Genomic DNA, 21,965 nt, shown 5'->3' with positions numbered 1-21,965 from the left:
TAACAGTAATATGAACTACAAAGAAATCAAGTCCTACGAGGACGCTTGCAATGTTTTGAACATTCAGCCTATCAGTGAAAACGCGGTAGCAGCTTTCCCGAAAGAAGACCGCAAAAGTATGTTAGCTTACCACAAACTGACAGTAATAACAAAAGCCATCAACGGAGGTTGGAAGCCGGATTGGAACAACAGAAGCCAATACAAATACTTTCCGGTATTCTACTACGAAAATGCCGGGCTTGCGTGTGCGCTTACGGCTACCGCGGCTTCGATTACGGGTGCGAGCATCGGCTCCCGGCTTTGCTTCAAAACGGAAGCGATGAGCGACTACGCCGCCGCCACGTTCGCCGACCTGTACACGGACTTCTATTGCCTTCCGGCTTCGGTGGAAGAAGATACGGAAGCAGTGATGAGCGACGAAACACGTGCAAGATTGGAAAGTTTACCCGAAGGAGATTTTATCAAGAAAGCAACCGAAATTGTGGCAACGCAATTAGAGCCATTGACAAAAGAAAAGAAGACGCGCGGAATTGTGATGATTGCTTGCGACACGGAAACAACCGACGAAAGAGGGAAAAGCGCAACAGGGGCAATTATCGGAATCAGTGGGAACGGAAAGGCTATAACTTACGGAATAGCCGAACTCCTTACCCGGAAAGAATCTGCACCGCTTGTTAAACAGGCTACGGAAATTGTAGCCATGCAAAGACTGCATGAGCGGATTAAGCAGGAGGGCGCGAAATTCTTCGCCGAATTATTCACAGAACCCGGAAAATAGAATTAACCATGTGCCAAAGTAAACTACCGGCTACGCTTGAAGCCGCAAAAGAAAAATTCGCCTTAGCTTGCAAGGAAGCTACGACGTTGGAAATAGTGGGCAACGTAGCGGCGGCGTTCAACGCCGTAAGTATTGTAACATTGCTTCGCGAAGCCTTGACAGACGAAGTTATGGATAAGGTATTTATGCCTTTGATGAATACTAAAATAGGCTTTATGACCGACAGGACGGGGAAGCCTAACAAGAAGGGGCAGACATTGCCGCTTTACAGCCGCGACGTTGTGCGTGATTGTATCATAGACGCGGTAATAATAGGCTTGCTTCCGACCGGAAACCAATTCAACATTTTAGCGGAACGGATGTACCCGACAAAAGAAGGCTATACCGCACTTCTTAAAAAATTGGGTGTGCGCTACGTGATAGAGATTGGGCAGGACAAAAGCCAAAGCCCACAATACGCCGAATTAGCCTGCAAAATCAATTACGAGCATAACGGGGAGAAAAACAGCTTTACCGTGAACACCACCGTAGCAAGGAATGATTACAGCAGCAACGACCAAATACGGGGGAAGGCAGAGCGGAAAGCAAAGAAAGCCTTATACGAGTATATAACCGGCTCGGACTTCGGCGATGGCGACGAATCAAGTACGCAAGTGATTGATGCGGTTGCAGTTGAGATTAGGGAAGAAGCGAATACGGGGGCGGCTATCGGTTTTGAAAGTGCAGAGGAAGTAAGACCGACCACAGCACCGCAGCCGCAAGCACCCGTAAGCGAAGCACCTCCGGCACGTAACGGGCGAGGTAACAATAACGCTAAACCGGCTTTCTGATTATGGAACTTACCGTTATAGGGTCTAACAGCGAGGGCAACTCCTACGTTTTGCAGAATGCAGGAGAAGCCCTGCTGCTTGAAGCCGGAAAACCGTTCAAGCAGGTATTAGCCGCTTTGGATGGAAACGTGCGCAAAGTCGTAGGTTGTTTGGTAACGCATGAACACGGCGACCATGCCGGGAGGATTAACGAAGTATTGAGTTACGCTATACCGGTATTCGCTTCTGAAGGAACGATAGAGGGCGCACAAAAGTACATCAAGGGCGGATATAAGCCAACGCCGATAAAAGGCAGTGCAGGGAACTACGGGCAGTTTCGATTAGGCGGATTTGTGGTTATTCCATTCCAAACGAAGCACGATGCGGCAGAACCGCTCGGCTTCTACATTTGGCATGAGGAAACCGGCGGTGTGCTATTCGCTACCGATACGTTCTATTTGCCTTGTAAGTTCAAAGGGTTAAGCAACATTCTTATCGAGTGCAACTATGACCCGGATATATTAGCCCGGAGAGTAGCCGACGGAACGATACCGGAAGTTTTGCAGGAAAGGGTAAGAAGAAGCCACCTAAGTTATTATACCTGTCTGGACGCTTTGAAAGCGAACGACCTTTCAGCGGTAAACAACATTGTATTAATCCATATCAGCGACGGAAACGGCGATGGTGTGGCTTTTCGGAACGGCATAGCGAAAGCGACCGGTAAAACGGTGCATATAGCGAAGCCGGGATTAAAAATCAAGTTCAACAAAACACCTTTTTAGCCATGCTCAAAGGATTTGATAAAGAAACCCAACCGCTTACCGAGTACGAAGAAAAGGAGCTTTTACCCGTCATATTGGCAGGGTTAAAGACAAAGACGGGAAAGGAGAACGCGGTAACAAACCGGACGATCGTAATGCGGCTGACAATAGCAGGGTATAAGATAGATGAAGCCCGATGCAGGAAGATAATAAACCACATACGGACTACCGATGCTTTGCCCGGATTGATAGCTACCTCCGGCGGCTACTTCTTAGCCACCACCGAAGCGGAACTTATGGATTATGAAGAAAGCCTTTTAGGACGCGAGAACGCAATAAAGGAAGTGCGCTTAGCCATAGCCCGGCAACGTAGGATATTGTACGGGGATGCGCAGAAGCCCAAAGAAGGAACATTGTTTTAACTAATAAATTCACGAAATGATGAAAAAGATTTTTTTGTACAAACTTCTTGAAGACCAAGAAACGGAACTTATAGGACGCTTTGACACATTGAAAGAAGCGCAGGAAAAAGTAATAGAATTTACGGAGGAAGACGAAGATACTACCGTTTTTGACTTCTATACAGATGAGCAGGAATATGAGGGGATAACCGAACGAGTGAGGTCATACGCCGATGCTTGCAACGTGTTGGGAATAGAACCCATGAACGAACAAAGCATGAAGGCGCAAGGTTTCAGACAGGACGAAATAGCCCGGCGCAAATTGGAAACCATAACGGAAGCCCTAAACGAAGGATGCAAGATGGATATAAACGACACTGACGTTAGGAAGTATTATCCATACTTTGAAATTCACGAAGACGCTAACGGGAAAGGTATAGCAAAACTTGCATTTGCTGATACGGATAGCGCAGCCACAATTACGCATGCAAGCATTACCCAGCGGCTTTGCTTTCATGACAGAGATACGGCACGTTATGCCGGTAACGCATTCACGGAATTGTACGAACAAATTTTGATTGAGAAGATATGAAACAGCCCGAAAAGATACAAACAAGAAAGGACGAAGTACGCTTCAAGACTTCGGACACACGGAGAATTATCGGAAAGTATTTGGCGGCGAATGTGCTTAAAACGTGGAAAGAAGATTTTTTAGACGAAAGCACCGGCGAAGTGATTACGATTGAGCGGCATGAGATTTTGTTTGAGCGTGGAAAGTACATAGATAACGATTTGGCGACGCAAATAAATTTCAGCATCCAAGCCGAAGAGATAAAAGAGGTAGAAGTAAGCAACCAACGCAGATTAGCCACGCAGAATAAAAGAACCGGGCTTTACCCGTACAAGGTAAGCGCATCTATTGGAATGAAGCGGCATAACTTCATATTGCAGGCACAGAACGTAACAAAGGCAATAGAGGTAGCTACGGACTTCATAGAATTGAACTTTACGCAGTCTTTCGACATAACAGGCGTAAAGCTGATGGATGACGTTGTTATACTTAACGACAGGTTGAGGAAGTATGTAGAAGCGCAGGAAGGGGCAAACGAAGCCGGAGAGGAAGCGGACAACGCAGAGGAACAAAGGGGAGATGTAAAGTATTACAAGGTTGAAGCGGAAGTAGCGATAAAGGCAGAGGATGAAGAAGAACCCGGAAAGACATCCTACGACTTCATTGTACGGACGAAGGACGTAGATACGGCGAAGGTGGTAATAACGGCGTGGATAGACGCTAAGGTTAATGAACGCACCGAGAAAGACGGCGACGAACGTAAGGTAGTGGATATTTCAATACTATCGGCTTCGCCGTTTGCTTGTAACGCGATTGTGGAAAAGGCTTTTTGTATGGCATACAAAGACCAAGAGGAAGCATAGTAGTAACCGGGAGCGCGTCTAACGGCGCGTTCCCAAAAACAAGTAAGCGATGAGCCAAGATAGCATAGTGATTTTTCGCAATATAATACAGGCGTTAGACGTTTTGCCGCCGGAATTGTATAAGGAGGTTTCGCGGTTGGTTTACGCATACGCTTTTGACGGAATTATGCCGCCGGAAAGCACAGAACCGGCTGCGCTTGCTTTGTTTCTTTCCTTCAAGCCGCAGATTGATTTCAACGTAAAGCGTTATGAAAGCTATGTAGAACGTGGGAAAAAGGGTGGCGCACCCAAAGGGAACAGTAATGCAAGAAAAAAAGCGAAAGTAGAGAGCGAAACAATACAGGTTGAAACAACTAAAAACAACCTAAAACAAGCTGAAACAACTAAAAACAACTTAGAACAACTTGAAGAAGATAAGGAACAAGCAGAAACAAGCAAAAACAACCTTATATCTATATCAGTATCAGAATCAATAAATAATAATTCTGTTGATGTTGTTGTTGATAACGCGCACGCGCGAGAAGGAGAAAACAACAGGAAGTTTTTAGATGAGTTTTTCAGCGAAACGCACCGGGCGCAAATTGAGGTCATTTGTATGCAGCTTCACACAGACCCGGACACACTACGGAAAGAAGCCGAAGAAGTCATAGCGGAATGGGAACTGACAAGAGTAACGCACAATGACTACAAAGAACAGGCGCAGCATTTGATAAACCAACTACGGATAAAGTACCGTTCAAAATTGAAAGATAATGGCAGAGCAACAAGGACAAACAGGGAATCCACAGCAGCCGCAGAGGATAAACTTAGCGGCGTTTGCGGAAGCACTACGAAGAAAAAAGCCCTACGCAGCACGATTTAGAATCGACCGCTATACGCAGGACGTACCGGGAATGTTACGCGAGTGCTACCGTTATCAAGTGGAGCAAAGAGGACACGAATTTAAGCCGGACGAAGCGACAGAAGACCACATAGCGCGTGCCGCACGTTGGTTGCTCGGAGCGAGTACCAAGCCCGGATTATTCCTATACGGCGAACCCGGAAACGGAAAAACCACCTTAGCGCGTTCGATAGTGCAGCTTATAGGCACGTTGTATTATAGCGCACTTTCAACCGAAAGGAAGGAAGTAACGGTAATACCGGCATCGGCACTTACGGAAGCCGCGAGGGGCGAAAAGCAGGATTTACTAAACAGGCTGAAAGGCGAAGAGTTGTTGTACATAGATGACGTAGGAACAGAACCGGCGAGCATCAAGGTATGGGGAAACGAAGTTAGCCCGTTGGTGGATTTGCTTTACCACCGTTACGACCGGCAACTCTTTACGGTCATAACATCAAACTTGATAGGCGATGAGGACATAGCGAAGCGGTACGGTTTGAGGATAGCGGACAGGTTTATAGAGATGTTCGACCTTATAGGCTTTGAGAATCCAAGTTACCGACCAAGACTAACAAGGCTACCACCGCCGTAGGCTTTCAGAAACGCACCTATTTCGGCTTTGAATGTTCCGGGCGATAAGATGAACGGTTGGCATGAAAAAAACGCGATACGGAGGAAATAAAACAGTTTTTCAAAAAACGATTAGACATGAGAATATACATAAGCGGACAGATAACCGGGATTCCGGTTGCAGAATATACGGAAAAGTTCAGCAGAGCGGAAGCCGAGCTTAAAGCAAAAGGTTACGACGTTGTTAATCCTCTCCGTAACGGTTTGCCTTCCGGCACACGTTGGCAGGAACAGATGAAAACAGATATACGGCTGTTACTTGATTGCCAAGCTATTTACTTGTTGGCTAATTGGGAAAAAAGCATCGGCGCAACATTGGAACGCGAGATAGCAAAGGGGTTAGGTTTGATTATTGAGTATGAGAAGCCGCCTAAACATCGTGATATAAAAGCGGCGATACTTACGGCGATGGGCGTAAATTTCAAGTCAATAGCGGAAGACAGCCGTAACCGTTGGCACGTTTACGCACGTATGATTTACGCCCACCATTGTAAAAAGCGCGGAGAGCATACGCAAGGCATTGCAGAAGAAACGAGCCACGACCAAAGTACCATTTGCTACTATTTGCGGAACTACGATGCCGAATACAAGTTTAACCGGGAGTTCAGAAAGGCTGCTGAAAAGGTAGCTACGCTATTGAGTGAAAAATTAAGCAACCCAACGGACGTATTAAAGTAATTCGATTATGAGCGAATATAAAACGATACCCGGTTTTTCAAGATACCGGATAAATACAGAAACGGAAGAAGTACAAAGCAACGCTTTCGGGAAAGGTTGGAAAAAAATAAAGCCACACCGCAACGGGCTTGTACGCATTATTTCTGACGATAAAGGAACGGAGTATGCCGGAAGTCCTACACGGATATTATACGCAGCACAGAGGGGTATTAACCCGGCGAAAATGGGAAGGCATCTTGTTGTAGTGAAACAAAAAGACGGCGAATTAGTGTTGTTAGACCGGAAAGCACTTGCAGAACGCAACATAAAACAGCGGACACCAAAGAGCGTAGAATCAGCAAAAGAAGAATACGCGAAAGCGATAGACTTCTGCCGTTGTGTATTGAGGGCTTACGAAACGGAGGACTATACGGAAGTAGTTACCCATATTTGGAAGAAGCATGACGAAGCGGTAGCCTACATTAAGGCAAATAAAATGAGCCTTACAGAAGAAGGCGTTAACGAAATGTGGATGCAAGTTTTTGATATAGTGCTTACAAACATTCGCAATAAAGGCTCGTTTGTTTGTAACGTGAGCGCGTACATAAGGAAAGTTATAAGAACGCTTTACGCTCAAAAATTGAGAGTAAATAAATTATTGCGTTCATACGATGACGGACAAACAAGGCTTTCAAGGATAATATAAAGCTATGGAACAACTAACTTTTGACTTCATAGACAACGAAATAGTACCCATTCCCGAATGTTCCGGGCTAATGGCTATGAGTGGATATAAAACACACAAAGCGTTAGCCGACGAAATGGTACGGGAAGCAAAGATTTGGCAAAAGCGGAATCCGGGTAAAGATGTAATGGAGATAATAACGCCGGATTGGAAAGAATATATTAACCATAAAATCAAAGAATTATGTTAGTGATTGAATTTTGCGGTTTCGTGGGCAACGATGCCGAGATTAAGGAGTTTAACGGACAAAAGTTTATTTCGTTCAACGTAGCGACCTCAGAGCGTTACAAGGACGCACAAGGCAACACGGTAAGCCGTACAACGTGGATAAGTTGTTTGAAGCCCGGCGAAAGTGCGGTAGTGCAATACTTGAAAAAAGGAACACAGGTATTTGTAAGGGGTGACTTTTCTGCAAAGACATTCACGGGTGCAAACGGAATACAGGTAGGAGTAAACTGCCGGGTAAAAGAACTTCAACTATTGGGTACGAAGCAGGACACAGGACAAACCGCGACACAAGCCGGGCAACAGGCGGCACCTGCACAGCCACAAGCACCGGCATACGGTGGTAACAACCCGTTCGGAGAAACAACCGATAAAGACGATTTGCCATTTTAAGGAATGAGTATGAAAACAGTAGTTTTGCTTAGTAAAATATTCTTTGAGGGACATACGAAGGCAGGACAACCGACCAATTTTGCCCAAAGCGTAAAAGACGGTTGCAAGCGGCACACGGTAAGAAGCAATTATGCCTATTGGGAAAAGAAGATAGCCGCACTAAAAAAGCAAGGCGGAACGCTTTGCATACGTCAATGGAGCGGAAAGCCATACAGAAGCCAACAAGAAACGATTTTAGAAGTACCTGCTTCGGTTGTTGGTATTCAGCAAGTGGCAATAGCGCAAACAGGAGTAAGCCAACTTTCGGCACAAGTTGATGGATGCGAAATACCGATTTCAGAGATAGCGAGAAACGACGGATTAAACAGCGTGGAGTTTACCGAGTTCTTGCGACCTATATTAAAGAACTCAGAAGGGAACGAAACAACGTTTGCCGTCATTCATTTTACGGATTTCAGATATTAAGAGCCATGAAAGAAAGACTAATATGCTGCTTTTACATTCTTTTGGCGAAGCAGTACGCCGTATTTACGGCAAACAAGGATAAAGCCGGGAAATATACCTCTTGCTACATAAAAGGAGATAAGATATTTCTTGCCTCAGTTGCAAACTACTTGAAAAAAGTAGCTAAGGAACTTCACGCAAGGGCGGAAGCGATAGAAAACGAATTGAAAGAGGGCAAAGACGATGAAAATAAAGTGCAAGATTAAAGTTACCGAAGGAATAGTTTACGACGGTATTAAGGAGGGTGTAAAATCCTATTTGAAAACCATTAGAAAGGCATTAGAACAAAACGGGGATGCATATAAGGACGATACCGGTAGTTTGCGCCATTCAATGGGCTATGTCATACTACGGAACGGGACACCGGTAAGCGACAAAGATATAAAGGCATACCGGAACAAGCCAATAGAGGAAACAGGCGCGAAATACAGCGCGGCTGTAAGTATTGGAGATACTACTAAAACCGTAAAGCTATGACACGCGAAGAAAAGATAGCCCGGCTAATTCGGGCAGGTTACAAAGTGAAGCGATTAGGGCGGAACATAGAAGCCACGAACAAGAAAGGCACTTTTCGCGGCTCTGTGCATTCCGTACACCTACAAATTTTCGGGTATTGATATGGGGCATAAAGAATTTTTCGACAAGGTGGTAGCCATGCGCAAGGCGCAAAAGGAATACTTCAAGACGCGATTACCTTCCGCGCTACAAAAGTCTAAACGGTTGGAAGCCGAGATAGACGCGGAAATAAAGCGTGTGGAAAACATATTGGCAGAAAGGGAGAAAGCCCGGCAAACTTCTTTGTTCGGGGATTTTGACCGTGATTTGATAAACAGAGTAGATAACTATTAAAGCAACGACAATGGAAGATAAGAGTTTGAAAATAGAGATACAGAAGCCGGTAGCATATTTGCACCACGAAGCAACAAAATCGGTCATCCCGGTTTACAAGCCTATAAATTGGCTTCAAAGAAAGGCTATAAAGTGGTTGTTTGGATTGGTATATAAGAAAAGTTGAGCATGGGAAAAATGACTTTTGAAGAATTGTTGGCGAAAGCCAACGCGGAAAGCAAAAGGGCAAAGCCGCGACATGAGGAAAGCCAGTTGCAGCGTGTTTGTGTAAGGTGGTTTCGGATTCAATACCCGGAATTAGCGATATTGTTGTTTGCCGTGCCGAACGGAGGGGCAAGAAATAAGCGAGAAGCCGGAATAATGAAAGCAGAAGGAGTTACCGCCGGAGTTTCGGACTTGATATTACTAATACCTTCTGGCGGTTTCGCTTCACTTTGTATAGAGTTCAAGACCGAGAAAGGGAAACAGCAGGCAACGCAGAAGGAATGGCAACAGGCGGCAGAAAGAGCCGGGAATAAATACGCCATAATACGCAGCTTTGACGATTTCAGAACGGAAGTAAGGAACTACTTACCTCCTCCAATGCAACGCAAAGCGTGAAGTGTTGGCGAAGTGTTTTAGCGTTTAATGTATTAAATTGATACGTTAAACGCTTTATTTTTGCACAAGAAAAAAGATACAGCTATGACCATACAAGAACTAAAAGAAAAGATTTCGGGCTTTATTAAGAATATCCCGACGGACAAAAAGAAACACCTTATAGCAGGTTTCATTATTTGCGCGGTAGTAAGTATGATTTTCGGCTATATTATCGGTCGGCTATATTATCGGTTTTGTGGTAGCAGTGGTAGCCGGTGCAGGGAAAGAAGCATACGACCACTTTACGAAGAAAGGAACGGTAGAGTTTGCCGATTTGGGTTATACGGTAGCCGGTGCGGTCTGCTTCCTTATACTTTCAGCATTGATAACATTGCTTTTTTACGCATTTGTTTCATGTGTTATTTAGGCTTTACAAAAGCATCATATAGCTGATAGCAACGGCGACAGCCGAAGCGGAAGGGCGCGGCGACCAAACCACGCCCTTTTTTAATAACCTAAAAGCAGAAGCGATGAGAAGAAAGAAAGTAAACGAAGAAGAATCCGACCTGCATATTAGCGGCGTTGATTTCGGAAACATAGAACTGCCCGATTTGGATTTGTCGTTGTTTGACGTACTGAATGACGAATACAACGAGGAAACGCGCTACATAAAGCCGAAAGTGTACGAGTTGAAGCCGGAGTACGTTCTATATGACAACGCCGTGAAGTTGGCGAAAGATTTGCGGTTGGACTTCGGCGCACGCTACGACGTGTTTGTTAGTGGCAGCTTCATTTTTGGCGATTTCTTAGAAGCGTTTATTATGGGAAACAACGCCAAGTGCAAGAAAATGACCGTAAGCACGCTATCGCTTAACCAAAACAACGTAGATAGCTTATACAACTTGCTTGCAGGGAACTATATAGATGAACTGAACCTAATAGTAAGTGTGTACTTTTGGGGCAACGAGATAAGAAGCCTTATCCCCTATATGTACCGAAAACTTGACTTCGGAAACAAATTCCAATTATCGGTAGCGTCAATACATACAAAGACGGCACAGTTTGAAACATTGGGAGGGCGAAAGGTTGTAATACATGGCAGCGCGAACCTGCGCAGCAGCGGAAATATAGAGCAATTCACGATAGAGGAAAATCCCGAACTATACGACTTCTACGATGACCATTTAAGCCGGATTGTCGAGAAGTACGCAACCATAAAGAAGCCGGTACGCGGAAATGACTTATGGGCAGAGTTAATTAAAAAGAAGTTTAACGATTAAAGCAGGAGGCATTATGGCAAGTGGAAGCGAAAGCAGAAGCGGCGGTAGCCGGATAAGGCGAAGCACCGCAGCGAGCCAAAGGGGTTACGTTGCGTGGAATCCTTCAATGGACACACCATTTTAGAAGTGAGTAACACAGAGCCGCACCCATACAGCGGCGCGGCTCTTTAATTGGATTTTCAATGGATAAGAAAGGACAAACAACAGCAAAGCAAGTTAGGAAAGCGAACGTAGCAGACATGGTACAAAGCCAAGTTATGCCGTTGGCGGACATATACCCGAATAAGGGGCAAATTCCCGGCGTGCCTAAGAACCCACGACTTATCAATGATGATAAATTTAAGTTGTTAAAGCGAAGCATTGAGGAAGACCCGGAAATGTTGGGACTTCGGGAAATACTTGTTTACAGGCATAACGGGAAATACATAATCATCGGAGGTAATATGCGTTTCCGCGCCCTTAAAGAATTGGGGTACGTCGAAGCGATAGTAAAGGTTTTGCCCGAAAACATTTCTACTGACAAACTACGCGCCATTGTCATAAAGGATAATAGCGGCTTCGGGGAATGGGATTGGAACGAATTGGCTAACGTGTGGGATGCGAACGACCTTGTTAATTGGGGTGTGGACGTGCCGGAATTGGATAACGCGACAGTTGAGGAAGAAGAAGCCGAAGAAGATGATTTCAGCGTAGAAGAACACTTACCCAAAAAGGCAAAGGCTAAGTTTGGCGACATTTACGCTTTGGGAAAACACCGGCTTATTTGCGGCGACAGCACGGACGCAGAAACGGTTAGCCTGTTGGTAGGCGACAGCAAAGTAGATTTGCTTTTAACCGACCCACCTTATAACGTGGACTATTCAAGCAAGAATGAAGCGTTAAACGCAGCAGACAAAGGCAACAGAATACAGAAAGACATCGCCAACGATAAGATGGGAGATGAACAGTTTCAAGAGTTCCTAACGGCAGCTTTCACTAACGCAAACCACCACCTCAAGCAAGGCGGCGCGTTCTATATTTGGCACGCCGGAACGGAAGGCTTAAACTTCAAAATAGCAGTAAAGCGTGTGGGTTGGGACTTAAAGCAGATACTTATTTGGAACAAAAACAACATGGTTTTAGGAAGACAGGACTACCAATGGAAGCACGAACCATGTTTGTACGGTTGGAAACCCGGTGCAGGGCACTACTTCATAGCACGGCGTGATTTGCTTACGGTGTACGAAGAAAAGGACATCGATATAGACGCGCTCACAAAAGCGGAAATGAAAGACTTGCTTAAAAAGTTCCTTCAAGGCTCAATCCCGACTACCGTAATAGACGAAGACAAACCGCTAAGGAGCGAAGACCACCCGACCATGAAGCCGTTAAAACTCATGGGGCGTTTGATACGGAACAGTACCCGACCGGGCGAAGTCGTGTTAGACCTTTTCGGGGGAAGCGGAAGTACGCTAATGGCAGCGGAGCAGTTAGGGCGCGTTTGCTACATGGTTGAATTAGACCCGTGTTATATAGACGTGATTATAAAGCGTTGGGAAGAATATACAGGAGAGAAAGCGCAGTATTTGGGTAATTGTGCCAAAGAAAGCAAGAACAGCACGGAAAACGATAAATAACAGCACAAATGGCAGCTAAGGATATAGAGCAATACAAATTCAAGCCCGGACAAAGCGGCAACCCGAAAGGAAGACCGAAAAACCGTGTTCCCGAACAACTCGTTATGATTTTCGGAAGCAAAGCTAAGGCTAAGAAGTTCTATTGTCTTAGCGCAACCGAGATAAACGAATGGGAAGCCGCGATACTGACGCTTTCCGCAGACGATTTGAAGGTATTGGCAAAATGGAGCGGCGCACCGGCGTACCCGAAAGGGCTTGCGATAGCCGTGCTTAGTGACATGAAGAACGGAAAGACAACGACGCTTGACAAATTGCGAGAACGTCAGTACGGAAAGCCGATGCAGCGGATGGAGGTAACAGGAAAAGACGGCGCGGACTTGATACCGGCGAGGACACTCACGAAAGAAGAAGCGCAGGAGCTTTTCAAGAACTTGCAAGAGAATTACTAAGGGCATGAATGAGATAAGGGATATTGACGTAATAAAGACGTGGACGCTACAAAGTACGCTAAACTTTACGCGCTACTTCTTCAAAGAGAAGTATAAACGTAAGTTTGTCGTAGGCAAGCACCATGTTAAAATCGCGGAAGCCTTAGACCGGGTATTTCGCGGAGAATCTACGCGCCTTATCATCAACATTGCTCCACGATACGGAAAGACAGAATTAGCGGTAAAGAACTTCATAGCTATGGGATTGGCAATAAACCCCAAAGCCAAGTTTATACATTTGTCCTATTCTGATGATTTGGCACGGGATAACTCGCGCGGCGTGCAGGAAATTATAAGGGAAAGCAGTTACAGGCGTTTGTTTCCCGGCACAATGCCAACGAGCATAAACACGCGCAAATGGTTTACAACGGAAGGGGGCGGACTTTACGCCGTCAGTTCAGCCGGACAGGTTACAGGCTTCGGAGCGGGTCTGGTGGATAAGGAAGACGAAGAAGAATTAGCCGCAGAAGTGGAAGAACTTAGCAGCATAGATAACGGCGACTTCGGTGGCGCGATAGTGATAGATGACCCGATTAAACCGGATGACGCAAGAAGCGCGTTAGTACGCGACAAAGTAAACCAAAAGTTTGAAACGACCATACGCAACCGCGTAAACAGCCGCAAGACCCCGATTATAATCATCATGCAGCGTTTGGATGAAGACGACCTTTGCGGCTATTTGCAACGCTTAGAGCCGGACGAATGGGAAGTTCTAAGCCTTCCGGTAATTGAAACGGACGAAAACGGCAAGGAAACGCCGCTTTGGGAGTTCAAGCACACACTAAAAGAGTTGCAGGACTTGAAAGAAAAAAACTCATGGGTATTTGAAACGCAATATATGCAGAACCCGAAGCCGCTTACAGGCTTGATGTATGAACGCGGCTTCAAAACATACGAAACCATACCCGTAACCCGGAAGCATACGGTTAAAGCCTACATAGACACTGCGGACACAGGCGCGGACTTTCTTTGCTGCATCATATACCTTGAAACGGAAATAGGAAACTTCATTCTTGACGTGTATTATACGCAAGAGCCGATGGAAACGACAGAACCGGAAACGGCGCGGAGGTTATCCAAGCATGAGGTAGAGAGGGCGACAATAGAGAGCAACAACGGGGGGCGAGGATTTGCCCGGAACGTCGAAGCACAATGCAGGTTATTAGGCAACCGCAAGACTTCGGTAACGTGGTTTCATCAGTCCGAGAACAAGGATGTACGAATCTTCAACCATTCCGCAGAAGTGCAGAACCTAACATATTTCCCGAAGGGTTGGGAGCATTTGTACCCCAAATTCTACAAGGACATAACCCAATATATGAAAGTCGGTAAAAATGCCCATGACGACGCACCGGACGCGCTTACGGGAACGGTAGAGAAACGGAATGAGCAGCCGCAAAGATTAAGTAGCATATTTCGATAACTAAATACTTAGAATTATGACAATAGAAGAACTTTTGGAAAAGAGCGGAAGCGAACTTACCAATGTGATTAACGAGTTAAGAAACGGGCGCAATACACCCGAACCCAACTCAAAGGAGTATGCGGCACAATATGACCCGAAGCTGCATGAGGTAAACGACAGGCGGAAACGCCCGGACAAACTTGTAGTAGTGGATAAGGACAGCGACGAATACGGAGAAGTCAAGAGAATTAACCCAAACGTCGAACTTACCACCGAACAGGGTTTTAGGATTGAACCGGTAGCGCGTATAGCATTGGCAATACAAAAGCTGATCGTAAAACGTGCGGTAGCGTTCACTTTCGGAAACCCGGTAACTTACAATGCGAACCCGGAAGACGAAGCGCAAAAGGCACTTTTGCAGGCAGTAAACCGGGTATTCTATGACGTTAAGGAAGAAACGCTTAACCGACGCATAGCGCGAAGCCTTTACAGCACTACCGAAGTAGCCGAATTGTGGTATCCGGTGGAAACAGAGCCGCACGAGCTTTACGGCTTCAAAAAGAACATCAAGTTTAAGGTTGCGGTATTCAGTCCGATGTTTGGAGATAGGCTCTATCCCTACTTCGACGAAGCTCGCGACCTTATAGCTTTTTCGCGTGAGTTCACACGGAAAGACCGCGACCTCATTACGCGCACCTACTTTGAAACATACACAAAGGACAAACACTATTTATGGAGTTGCGAGGGGTTGGAAACAACCAACGGCGGTAATTGGAAATTGGTTGAAGGATATCCGAAAGACATTACAATAGGCAAAATCCCAATAATATACGCAAGTCAGCCGCAGGTAGAATGGGAAGACGTTCAAAGCCTTATAGACCGTTTGGAAAAGCTACTTTCAAATTTTGCAGATACGAACGACTACCATGCAAGCCCCAAGATATTTGTACAGGGAAAGGTAGTAGGATTTGCCCGGAAAGGAGAAGCTGGAGCAATCATAGAGGGAGAGCAAGGGGCAACCGCACAATACCTCTCATGGGCGAACGCACCCGAAAGCGTAAAGTTGGAAATAGATACGCTACTAAGAATGATTTATACCATAACCCAAACACCCGACATTTCATTTGATACGGTTAAGGGATTGGGAGCGATAAGCGGTATAGCGTTGCAGCTTCTTTTTATGGATGCCCATTTGAAGGTACAGGACAAAACCGAGATTTTCTCCGAATACCTTCAACGCCGTATAAACGTACTTAAAGCGTTCATGGGGCAAGCCAACATAAATTGGAAAGAAGCCGCAAACCGTCTTATTGTTGAGCCGAAGATTACGCCGTACATTATTGAGGACGAATTAAGCAAGATAAACATCCTACAAGCTGCAAACGGGCAAAAGCAGATAGCGAGCCGGAAAGCTACTATACAGCGTTTGGGCTGGGCTGAAAACGTGGACGATGAGGAAGCCGCAATACAGGCAGAAGAAGACCGGGAGAAGTCATATTATCAAGGAGAACCGACTTTGTAGCTATAAATGTATCACTTTAATACGAAATTGAGCGTTTGTGGGCGCGTTTTCGCTCCGCTGTGTACAAACCTATACCAACGAAGCGAAACACGCTTAAACGCCAAATCTTAGAAAAATAACTATGCCCGACAACAAAAACAGCATAATAACCCAACTTCGGGGATTTGACGCAGAGCATTATGCGGCAACCGAGCGTTACGCCAAACAGATAGAGCGGTTATACAATACGGCTTGCGATGAGTTTGCACGTATAGGGACGGAATTAGGCGGAAGCGAATCGGAGTTTTCGTTTGATAAGTTCCCTAAAACGAGAAAACAGGCGCAAGGGATATTAACCCGGCTTGTTGGCAAAATAGAAGCAGTCATTACCACCGGAACAAAAACGGAATGGTTGGCAGCTTGCAAAAAGAACGACGCTTTTATTAGTGCGATATTGCGGACAGTAAAGCTAACACGGGAAGAAGTGGAGCAATACCAAAGCCGAAACCTCGATGCTCTTAGTACATTCCAACGCCGTAAGGTGGAAGGATTGGGGCTAAGTGAAAGGGTGTGGAAGTATGCCGGAGAATTGAAGGACGCTATGGAATTGGGCATAGACGTAGCATTAGGCGAAGGAAGAAGCGCACAAGAACTAAGCCGGGATTTGCGCGGCTATTTGCAAGAACCCGGAAGGCTTTATAGGCGTGTGCGTGATAAGGGCGGAAACTTGCGTTTGAGCAAAGCGGCTAAACTATACCATCCCGGACAAGGCGTTTACCGTTCTTCGGCTAAGAACGCACAACGGTTGGCTCGTACAGAAGTAAACATGGCATATAGGGAAAGTGAGTTTTTGAGGTGGCAGAAGTTAGACTTTGTTGTAGGCTTCCGGGTAATGCTGAGCAATAACCACACAATAACAAATAGCAAGGGCGAAAAAGTTCCGTTAGTGGATATTTGCGACGAACTATGGGGCGATTATCCTAAGACGTTCAAGTTTACGGGGTGGCATCCGCAATGCCGTTGCTACGTTGTGCCTATATTGTCGGATTATGACGAATACAACCAAGACCGGGCGAACAGGCTAAAAGCTATTGTGAGGAAAGCCAAGTATGAAAGCCTACCTTCACGGCGAACTATTACAGACGTGCCGGTTAAGTTTCGGGAATACATAGAAAGCATAAAGGAACGGGCTAAGGGTTGGAAGTCCATCCCCTACTACATTCGTGACAACTTCAAAGGCGGTAAGATTGAAGGAGGGTTAAACGCGGCAATACCGACAAAAACCATGAACACGGTAAAGCCGTGTACGGAGTTTGACAGGGAAATAAGATACCTTAAACGCTGGGCATATTCTTTGGGTGGCGATATTTCCGGCATTGACGCACTTAGAACCGCAGGAAACCGCGAAGCGTTGGAAGCGGAAATAGAAAGGGTCAAAAGCATCATGGACGGGAATTTAGATAAGTGGCATGACGCGCAAAACGAGTTGGGCAAAGTCATTAGTTCCGATTTGAACGGATACGAGCAACTACAAGCGGAGTTTACAGAAATACTGTGCGAAAACGGAAGCTCTACCTCCAACTATTACGCTGATTGCATTAGCCGTTTGAAACAAGCCGTAAAAGACGCATTAGCGAAGTTGGCAAAGGCTAAGGAGGAAGAAGCGAAAAACGGAGATAAGCCGCATAAAGCATTACTCAAAGACTATACCACCGAAGCACAGGTAGATAAGACTTTCAAAGAGATAAACGACGGGCTCGCCGAAAAGTGGTTTGAGAACGGCGACCTTAAATTAGGAGTAGAAACGCATAGAGGTAATAACGGCTCTACATGGATGGACGGAAGAACCTACCTAACAACGGATAGGCTTGCACGGGTTAAATCAGCGTTAGGCAAAATAGGACAAGGAAAATCAGCAGAGATTACAGAACTTGAAGCCGACGCGATGGCTACATTTTGGCACGAGATTACGCACAACAGGAACAAACACGGGAACATGTATTTAACAGATACGCAAAGGGCATTTATGGAATTAGCTAACGAGTTTGTAGCGCGAAAGTCTTTGCCGGAGTTCTACCGTGTATTGGGATGCAAAGAAACACCGCAACCGCAATTCATGAGCAACCGCAATTCAACAGGATATAACAATATGGTTAATAACTACGATTTTGTTATTAAGCGTTTGGGGCTTGACTTTGATAAAGTGTTGGAAGCGGTACGACGTAACTTGTTTAACGAAGTGTATAGCGACCAAAAAACAGGATTAAGGAATGGTCTAATTAACGGAGGAATAAAACGCTTAGACGGAAAGAAAATTAAGGAATCGGAAATAAACAAGTTGCTTTCGATTATACGCGGAAATAGTCAAACTACCGTAGAAAATTGGCTAAGAATAAATGGATATTTGAAGTAAAAGAAAAAGGGGCAAGTAGCCCCTTTCCGAATTAGTCAATTATAAGTCCGGTTTCTTGTGATTGTTGGTGCAGCTCTTTCCAACATTCATCCTCATACTTTTTTGCGGCGTTGTAAAGTTCATTGTCTTTGGTTTCAATAGCCAAACTTTGCAGCATTTGAGCATGAACTACCGGCGTACAGCCTTCTATATATTCTTTACTTTCCAACGGCTCGGAAAAGCCGGTTACTTTCGCAAGAATTTCGGCATCATTGCAGAAGTCAAAAACGGTTTTACCTTTCAAGTCTTTATAGTTCATAATCCCTCCCTCTTGTATAACGAACATTGCAATAACTATCCTGTTCAAGTTCAGCCGACGGAAGCGGCGCACCTTTGACGGGTGGATAGTTATCGGTTACAAATTTATCAAGCATTGCCAACGCTTCACGCCGTTTCTTTCCCTTAGAGTGTTCAGCACGGGAAAGAAGAATGCCTATAATTCCAATCGGCGAGGGTTTGGCAAACATATCTTTTACGGCTTGCTTCAAAGCTAAGCCAGCCGCAAGCGTAAGAGCGGAGTTATACGCCCTATTGCCTTTTCTTAGTGCTTTGGTTGCTTCATCCATTATTGCGCTATTTTGGTTTCCACTTCGACACGGGAAATACGGGTTTGCATGATTTGCCCAGTTTCGCTGAAAAGTGGTTGTACATCTACACACCCTTTGAAAGTTATTGAAGTGGCGTTAGTACCGGCAAACTCTTTCAGTAGTGCGACTATTTTTTGTTCTAACTCCGCCTTTGAATTGAAGAAGGCTTCTTCCGGCGTGATTTTATTTTCTGCTTCCATACGATTATAAGTTGTTGTTCAGCAACAAAAGTACGGATTACTACGGATAAAACAAAACCATAACTTTTTAAGCCAGACATAAACAAAGGGAATAATATAAGCAAACGTAAGCAATCGGTAACAGCGTGATAGGAACGTAGATAACTAAATAGCCCTATTTGACACCAAAAAAGAATTAGCAATAGCGAAAAATACTCAAACGTATCAAGATGATACATTGCTTTGGTGTTTGTGTTTTTCTTCCTTTTCATTGAGCCACTTTGTTTGCCGTTCAAGACCGGATAGCTTCAATTTATGTATAGCAAGACGCGCCCGGATATTTGCTATATTCCGGGCGATTTCGTCTTTTGTGTTTCTATTTTTGGGCATCCTTGAAAACTTTGTAAGTCTTAGAAATAGTATTTGTAGCTTTCTTATTTAGTTCAAAATCTATATAACCGTCAGTTGTATTTATACGCATATCTGTTATAGTTTTACCTTCCAAAGCAGAGCAATCGCCGGTTAAGTAGATATTTAACCCATACAAGGCAGAACCAAAAGCACCAACAGTTCCCTCGCCTTTTCCGGATACGGTAAAATCCGTATTTTGAAATGTATAAGTATTTCCTTTATCATCAAGAAAAATCACATCTGCGTTTGAATCCATAGCAAGTACGTTGTTTGTACACCATTTTAGGCGTAGATATTCGTTTTCATTGACTTTTCGGAAGGCTATCCATATATTTTTCATTAGCCTACCACCCGAAGAACCTAAAACGCTTTTATCGGAAACTATTTTTTCAAACGAGGTTTCTATGATCCGTTGTTTTGTAAACTTATCGATTTCGTTCACTTTAATTTTTTGCGCATTAGCAGAAATGCAGAAAGAGATGCAAGCAAGGACACTAATTATTAGTTTCTTCATTGATTTTTGATACCTTTGTACCCACCGCCCGAAGTAAGTGTTATTTAACCGCATAGAAAAAGCGCGGACTATATAGGTTTATGTATTTGAGGCATCGCCAAACGCCTAACGAAAATAAACCGTATAGCCGCGCTTTGCCTGTATATCGGATAAGGATATACGACATTAGCGCGTAGTAGGTTTCATTTTCGTTATTTGTTAATTTGGCGATTTTCAAATACAAAAAACCTAACGCTTCTCCTTCATTGCCGGATTTCTCCCCGACAACGCCACAAAGATAACGAATTATTGGCAGAGTGCAATCAAAAAGCGTACAAACAGTAATGCAAACAACCCAAAACAAGATAAAACAAGCTGAAACAACCTAATTCAAGCAAAAACAACCTTATATCTATATCAGTATCTATAAATATATTCATTGTTGATGTTGTTGCTATAACGCGCGTGCGCACAAGAGTAAAAACGCAGAATTGGAAGTATTGGCGAAGTGTTTGACCCCTATACTTGAATATGTATCACTTTAATACGTTTACTTTTGCAGAAAGTTAAAGCAAAATAGTTTATGAACGAATTACAAGAAAAAATCTTAGCACTACTTGTAGCAAAGTTTCAAGGCGTGCGGAAAGACGGGTTACAGCATTTGGCAGCCGCAATCGGCTTACAAGTAGCTACCGAAGAAGAAGCTAACCAAGTCGTAGATAAACTTACCGCCGACAAAGTTAGCGCATTTGTAACGGAGTGGCGGCGTAGTGCCGACGCGGAGATTAGTAAGGCTAACCAAACCTACGAAAGCAGCCTTAAAGAAAAGTATGATTTCGTGGAAAAGGGGAAGCAGACACCTCCGGGCGGACAACAGACACCACCCGACACAGGCGGAGCGGTGACGCTTGACGCGATTAGCAAACTTATCGAAGAAAAAATGAAGGGCATGCAGGAAAGCATTACCGCACTTAACGCCGATAAGGTGGCAGACTCGCGACGTAAACTATTTGTAGCCAAGTTGGACGAAGCTAAGGTAGAGGGAAGACAGCGGGAAATGATGTTGCGCAACTTTGACCGCGTGAACAACTTTGCCAAAGAAGAAGACTTCAACAGCTACATGGAGGAAGCGCAAGGCGACATCGCAGCTTTGCAGCAGGAAAACGCGGATAAGGGACTGCAAGGACACGAAAAGCCCATCTTTGGAGCCGTGAACAAGGACGGGATTAGTAGCGGCGTAGCAGACTTTATCAAGGCGCAGACCGAGAACAAGACCCTTACGGGGAAAGAAGTTTAACGTAAAAACGATTTGAAAATGGGTTTGAGAATAGACCGCAGGAAGGATGAGCGTGTAGTACACGCTTGTACGCACAATTTGGCGGACATTCCGAACGGTGTAACCGTTTGTTCCGCAGACCTTATCGCCGGAGTTGTTTTGCGTGAAGGTACGGCAATAGGGAAAGACGAAGCCGGGCTTTACCACGCCATCAAGACGGCGAGAATTACGGAAGCTGCTAACAATACCGCGACAGCCTATAAGGTAGAAAAAGGGCATCACTTCAAAAAGGGTGATTTCGTGATGCTGAAAGTAGGCGCAAAGGCATACGCCATTACCGCCATTGACACATCCGAAGCGACCCACGACACTATTACGGTGGAAACGACGCTCGGCGTTGCCGCAGAAGTGGGTAACGCGCTTGTGCAAGCAGCCGCACAAAGCGCAGACACAAAAAGCGCGTTTAAGTATGCCCCCAAAGCGTTGACAGGCGACAGCTACGACGTGAAGGATTTGGATAACCACCTCGTAGTAGCGGTTACTATCGGGCAGTTCAAAGAGAGTGTTATCCCGGCATTGAGCGACGATATTAAAGCCGCATTGACCGGAATTGTTTTAATTTAATTTGCAGT

Annotated in this window: 29 protein-coding genes; 25 read left to right on the top strand and 4 right to left on the bottom strand. The window is 45.0% G+C overall.

Translation table 11 applies throughout. The features are described from left to right. Positions 1 to 10: 10 nt before the first annotated feature. From B5G10_RS11535 to B5G10_RS11420, 23 genes are all read left to right on the top strand, one after another. Complete coding sequence (locus B5G10_RS11535) at positions 11 to 778, top strand: hypothetical protein (RefSeq protein WP_087424884.1); 768 nt, start codon at positions 11 to 13, stop codon at positions 776 to 778. 8 nt (positions 779 to 786) lie between these two features. After that, entirely contained in the window at positions 787 to 1,608 is an 822-nt protein-coding gene (locus B5G10_RS11530; RefSeq protein WP_087424883.1) for a hypothetical protein, read from the top strand. Between the two features lie 2 nt (positions 1,609 to 1,610). Beyond that, positions 1,611 to 2,369 (top strand): MBL fold metallo-hydrolase, encoded by a 759-nt coding sequence (locus tag B5G10_RS11525; RefSeq protein WP_087424882.1) that lies wholly within the window; start codon positions 1,611 to 1,613, stop codon positions 2,367 to 2,369. A gap of 2 nt (positions 2,370 to 2,371) precedes the next feature. After that, a complete protein-coding gene (locus B5G10_RS11520) occupies positions 2,372 to 2,770 on the top strand; it encodes a hypothetical protein (RefSeq protein ID WP_087424881.1) in 399 nt (132 codons plus the stop codon). A gap of 16 nt (positions 2,771 to 2,786) precedes the next feature. Then, a complete protein-coding gene (locus B5G10_RS11515; protein WP_087424880.1) occupies positions 2,787 to 3,341 on the top strand; it encodes a hypothetical protein in 555 nt (184 codons plus the stop codon). Next, positions 3,338 to 4,183 carry a hypothetical protein gene (locus B5G10_RS11510; RefSeq protein ID WP_087424879.1) on the top strand — a complete coding sequence of 282 codons (846 nt, stop codon included), beginning with the start codon at positions 3,338 to 3,340 and terminating at the stop codon, positions 4,181 to 4,183. The genes B5G10_RS11515 and B5G10_RS11510 overlap by 4 nt, the downstream gene beginning before the upstream one ends. A gap of 49 nt (positions 4,184 to 4,232) precedes the next feature. Then, positions 4,233 to 5,045, top strand: a complete 813-nt coding sequence (locus B5G10_RS11505; protein ID WP_087424878.1) for a DUF6291 domain-containing protein — start codon at positions 4,233 to 4,235, stop codon at positions 5,043 to 5,045. Between the two features lie 31 nt (positions 5,046 to 5,076). Further along, positions 5,077 to 5,655, top strand: coding sequence for an AAA family ATPase (locus B5G10_RS11500; RefSeq protein ID WP_087424877.1), 579 nt, complete (start codon positions 5,077 to 5,079; stop codon positions 5,653 to 5,655). A 116-nt stretch (positions 5,656 to 5,771) separates the two neighbouring features. Further along, positions 5,772 to 6,371 carry a DUF4406 domain-containing protein gene (locus B5G10_RS11495; RefSeq protein WP_087424876.1) on the top strand — a complete coding sequence of 200 codons (600 nt, stop codon included), beginning with the start codon at positions 5,772 to 5,774 and terminating at the stop codon, positions 6,369 to 6,371. A gap of 7 nt (positions 6,372 to 6,378) precedes the next feature. Next, a complete protein-coding gene (locus B5G10_RS11490; RefSeq protein WP_087424875.1) occupies positions 6,379 to 7,056 on the top strand; it encodes a hypothetical protein in 678 nt (225 codons plus the stop codon). Between the two features lie 4 nt (positions 7,057 to 7,060). Beyond that, entirely contained in the window at positions 7,061 to 7,285 is a 225-nt protein-coding gene (locus B5G10_RS11485; RefSeq protein WP_087424874.1) for a hypothetical protein, read from the top strand. Then, positions 7,279 to 7,713, top strand: coding sequence for a single-stranded DNA-binding protein (locus B5G10_RS11480; RefSeq protein WP_087424873.1), 435 nt, complete (start codon positions 7,279 to 7,281; stop codon positions 7,711 to 7,713). Before B5G10_RS11485 ends, B5G10_RS11480 begins: the two co-directional genes overlap by 7 nt. A 9-nt stretch (positions 7,714 to 7,722) precedes the next feature. After that, positions 7,723 to 8,178, top strand: a complete 456-nt coding sequence (locus tag B5G10_RS11475; protein WP_143241143.1) for a hypothetical protein — start codon at positions 7,723 to 7,725, stop codon at positions 8,176 to 8,178. 5 nt (positions 8,179 to 8,183) lie between these two features. Further along, positions 8,184 to 8,423 (top strand): hypothetical protein, encoded by a 240-nt coding sequence (locus tag B5G10_RS11470; protein ID WP_143241142.1) that lies wholly within the window; start codon positions 8,184 to 8,186, stop codon positions 8,421 to 8,423. Then, positions 8,401 to 8,694, top strand: coding sequence for a hypothetical protein (locus B5G10_RS11465; protein WP_087424870.1), 294 nt, complete (start codon positions 8,401 to 8,403; stop codon positions 8,692 to 8,694). The genes B5G10_RS11470 and B5G10_RS11465 overlap by 23 nt, the downstream gene beginning before the upstream one ends. 141 nt (positions 8,695 to 8,835) lie before the next feature. Then, the gene (locus B5G10_RS11460) at positions 8,836 to 9,066 is read left to right on the top strand and encodes a hypothetical protein (protein ID WP_087424869.1); all 231 of its coding nucleotides are present in this window, start codon (positions 8,836 to 8,838) and stop codon (positions 9,064 to 9,066) included. Between the two features lie 168 nt (positions 9,067 to 9,234). Next, a complete protein-coding gene (locus B5G10_RS11455) occupies positions 9,235 to 9,666 on the top strand; it encodes a VRR-NUC domain-containing protein (protein WP_241147763.1) in 432 nt (143 codons plus the stop codon). A 509-nt stretch (positions 9,667 to 10,175) separates the two neighbouring features. After that, entirely contained in the window at positions 10,176 to 10,925 is a 750-nt protein-coding gene (locus tag B5G10_RS11445; protein WP_087424867.1) for a hypothetical protein, read from the top strand. Positions 10,926 to 11,107: 182 nt separating this feature from the next. Next, a complete protein-coding gene (locus B5G10_RS11440) occupies positions 11,108 to 12,541 on the top strand; it encodes a DNA methyltransferase (protein ID WP_087424866.1) in 1,434 nt (477 codons plus the stop codon). Between the two features lie 8 nt (positions 12,542 to 12,549). Then, positions 12,550 to 12,990: a DUF5681 domain-containing protein gene (locus tag B5G10_RS11435; RefSeq protein WP_087424865.1), complete on the top strand. Its 441-nt coding sequence runs from the start codon at positions 12,550 to 12,552 to the stop codon at positions 12,988 to 12,990. Between the two features lie 4 nt (positions 12,991 to 12,994). Continuing rightward, positions 12,995 to 14,452, top strand: a complete 1,458-nt coding sequence (gene terL / locus B5G10_RS11430) for a phage terminase large subunit (RefSeq protein WP_087424864.1) — start codon at positions 12,995 to 12,997, stop codon at positions 14,450 to 14,452. 16 nt (positions 14,453 to 14,468) lie between these two features. Beyond that, positions 14,469 to 15,956: a phage portal protein gene (locus tag B5G10_RS11425; protein WP_087424863.1), complete on the top strand. Its 1,488-nt coding sequence runs from the start codon at positions 14,469 to 14,471 to the stop codon at positions 15,954 to 15,956. Positions 15,957 to 16,077: 121 nt separating this feature from the next. Beyond that, on the top strand, positions 16,078 to 18,348 hold the full coding sequence (locus B5G10_RS11420) for a hypothetical protein (RefSeq protein WP_087424862.1): 2,271 nt from the start codon (positions 16,078 to 16,080) through the stop codon (positions 18,346 to 18,348). A 31-nt stretch (positions 18,349 to 18,379) separates the two neighbouring features. Here B5G10_RS11420 and B5G10_RS11415 read toward each other — a convergent pair whose 3' ends face one another. The 4 genes from B5G10_RS11415 to B5G10_RS11400 all read right to left on the bottom strand — a co-directional run bounded on the left by B5G10_RS11415 (position 18,380) and on the right by B5G10_RS11400 (position 20,078). Next, on the bottom strand, positions 18,380 to 18,646 hold the full coding sequence (locus B5G10_RS11415; protein WP_087424861.1) for a hypothetical protein: 267 nt from the start codon (positions 18,644 to 18,646) through the stop codon (positions 18,380 to 18,382). Further along, entirely contained in the window at positions 18,636 to 18,953 is a 318-nt protein-coding gene (locus tag B5G10_RS11410; RefSeq protein ID WP_087424860.1) for a hypothetical protein, read from the bottom strand. The genes B5G10_RS11415 and B5G10_RS11410 overlap by 11 nt, the downstream gene beginning before the upstream one ends. Beyond that, complete coding sequence (locus tag B5G10_RS11405; protein ID WP_087424859.1) at positions 18,953 to 19,174, bottom strand: hypothetical protein; 222 nt, start codon at positions 19,172 to 19,174, stop codon at positions 18,953 to 18,955. The genes B5G10_RS11410 and B5G10_RS11405 overlap by 1 nt, the downstream gene beginning before the upstream one ends. Before the next feature lie 355 nt (positions 19,175 to 19,529). Further along, positions 19,530 to 20,078 (bottom strand): hypothetical protein, encoded by a 549-nt coding sequence (locus B5G10_RS11400; protein WP_087424858.1) that lies wholly within the window; start codon positions 20,076 to 20,078, stop codon positions 19,530 to 19,532. Between the two features lie 562 nt (positions 20,079 to 20,640). On the opposite strand from B5G10_RS11400, the gene B5G10_RS11395 reads away from it, so the two are divergent. Together B5G10_RS11395 and B5G10_RS11390 are read left to right on the top strand one after the other, a co-directional pair. Then, a complete protein-coding gene (locus tag B5G10_RS11395; RefSeq protein WP_087424857.1) occupies positions 20,641 to 21,354 on the top strand; it encodes a hypothetical protein in 714 nt (237 codons plus the stop codon). Positions 21,355 to 21,372: 18 nt separating this feature from the next. Next, the gene (locus tag B5G10_RS11390) at positions 21,373 to 21,957 is read left to right on the top strand and encodes a hypothetical protein (protein WP_087424856.1); all 585 of its coding nucleotides are present in this window, start codon (positions 21,373 to 21,375) and stop codon (positions 21,955 to 21,957) included. Positions 21,958 to 21,965 lie beyond the last annotated feature (8 nt).

Source organism: Barnesiella sp. An55 (assembly GCF_002161555.1).
GTDB classification, from domain to species: domain Bacteria; phylum Bacteroidota; class Bacteroidia; order Bacteroidales; family Barnesiellaceae; genus Barnesiella; species Barnesiella merdipullorum.
Note: the sequence above shows the minus strand (reverse complement) of the source record. Positions and strands in the feature narration are given on the sequence as shown.

Coding starts and splice junctions, on each gene's coding strand:
- B5G10_RS11535 (WP_087424884.1), top strand. CDS start 11: ATGAACTACAAAGAAATCAAGTCCTACGAGGACGCTTGCAATGTTTTG.
- B5G10_RS11530 (WP_087424883.1), top strand. CDS start 787: ATGTGCCAAAGTAAACTACCGGCTACGCTTGAAGCCGCAAAAGAAAAA.
- B5G10_RS11525 (WP_087424882.1), top strand. CDS start 1,611: ATGGAACTTACCGTTATAGGGTCTAACAGCGAGGGCAACTCCTACGTT.
- B5G10_RS11520 (WP_087424881.1), top strand. CDS start 2,372: ATGCTCAAAGGATTTGATAAAGAAACCCAACCGCTTACCGAGTACGAA.
- B5G10_RS11515 (WP_087424880.1), top strand. CDS start 2,787: ATGATGAAAAAGATTTTTTTGTACAAACTTCTTGAAGACCAAGAAACG.
- B5G10_RS11510 (WP_087424879.1), top strand. CDS start 3,338: ATGAAACAGCCCGAAAAGATACAAACAAGAAAGGACGAAGTACGCTTC.
- B5G10_RS11505 (WP_087424878.1), top strand. CDS start 4,233: ATGAGCCAAGATAGCATAGTGATTTTTCGCAATATAATACAGGCGTTA.
- B5G10_RS11500 (WP_087424877.1), top strand. CDS start 5,077: ATGTTACGCGAGTGCTACCGTTATCAAGTGGAGCAAAGAGGACACGAA.
- B5G10_RS11495 (WP_087424876.1), top strand. CDS start 5,772: ATGAGAATATACATAAGCGGACAGATAACCGGGATTCCGGTTGCAGAA.
- B5G10_RS11490 (WP_087424875.1), top strand. CDS start 6,379: ATGAGCGAATATAAAACGATACCCGGTTTTTCAAGATACCGGATAAAT.
- B5G10_RS11485 (WP_087424874.1), top strand. CDS start 7,061: ATGGAACAACTAACTTTTGACTTCATAGACAACGAAATAGTACCCATT.
- B5G10_RS11480 (WP_087424873.1), top strand. CDS start 7,279: ATGTTAGTGATTGAATTTTGCGGTTTCGTGGGCAACGATGCCGAGATT.
- B5G10_RS11475 (WP_143241143.1), top strand. CDS start 7,723: ATGAAAACAGTAGTTTTGCTTAGTAAAATATTCTTTGAGGGACATACG.
- B5G10_RS11470 (WP_143241142.1), top strand. CDS start 8,184: ATGAAAGAAAGACTAATATGCTGCTTTTACATTCTTTTGGCGAAGCAG.
- B5G10_RS11465 (WP_087424870.1), top strand. CDS start 8,401: ATGAAAATAAAGTGCAAGATTAAAGTTACCGAAGGAATAGTTTACGAC.
- B5G10_RS11460 (WP_087424869.1), top strand. CDS start 8,836: ATGGGGCATAAAGAATTTTTCGACAAGGTGGTAGCCATGCGCAAGGCG.
- B5G10_RS11455 (WP_241147763.1), top strand. CDS start 9,235: ATGGGAAAAATGACTTTTGAAGAATTGTTGGCGAAAGCCAACGCGGAA.
- B5G10_RS11445 (WP_087424867.1), top strand. CDS start 10,176: ATGAGAAGAAAGAAAGTAAACGAAGAAGAATCCGACCTGCATATTAGC.
- B5G10_RS11440 (WP_087424866.1), top strand. CDS start 11,108: ATGGATAAGAAAGGACAAACAACAGCAAAGCAAGTTAGGAAAGCGAAC.
- B5G10_RS11435 (WP_087424865.1), top strand. CDS start 12,550: ATGGCAGCTAAGGATATAGAGCAATACAAATTCAAGCCCGGACAAAGC.
- terL (WP_087424864.1), top strand. CDS start 12,995: ATGAATGAGATAAGGGATATTGACGTAATAAAGACGTGGACGCTACAA.
- B5G10_RS11425 (WP_087424863.1), top strand. CDS start 14,469: ATGACAATAGAAGAACTTTTGGAAAAGAGCGGAAGCGAACTTACCAAT.
- B5G10_RS11420 (WP_087424862.1), top strand. CDS start 16,078: ATGCCCGACAACAAAAACAGCATAATAACCCAACTTCGGGGATTTGAC.
- B5G10_RS11415 (WP_087424861.1), bottom strand. CDS start 18,646: ATGAACTATAAAGACTTGAAAGGTAAAACCGTTTTTGACTTCTGCAAT.
- B5G10_RS11410 (WP_087424860.1), bottom strand. CDS start 18,953: ATGGATGAAGCAACCAAAGCACTAAGAAAAGGCAATAGGGCGTATAAC.
- B5G10_RS11405 (WP_087424859.1), bottom strand. CDS start 19,174: ATGGAAGCAGAAAATAAAATCACGCCGGAAGAAGCCTTCTTCAATTCA.
- B5G10_RS11400 (WP_087424858.1), bottom strand. CDS start 20,078: ATGAAGAAACTAATAATTAGTGTCCTTGCTTGCATCTCTTTCTGCATT.
- B5G10_RS11395 (WP_087424857.1), top strand. CDS start 20,641: ATGAACGAATTACAAGAAAAAATCTTAGCACTACTTGTAGCAAAGTTT.
- B5G10_RS11390 (WP_087424856.1), top strand. CDS start 21,373: ATGGGTTTGAGAATAGACCGCAGGAAGGATGAGCGTGTAGTACACGCT.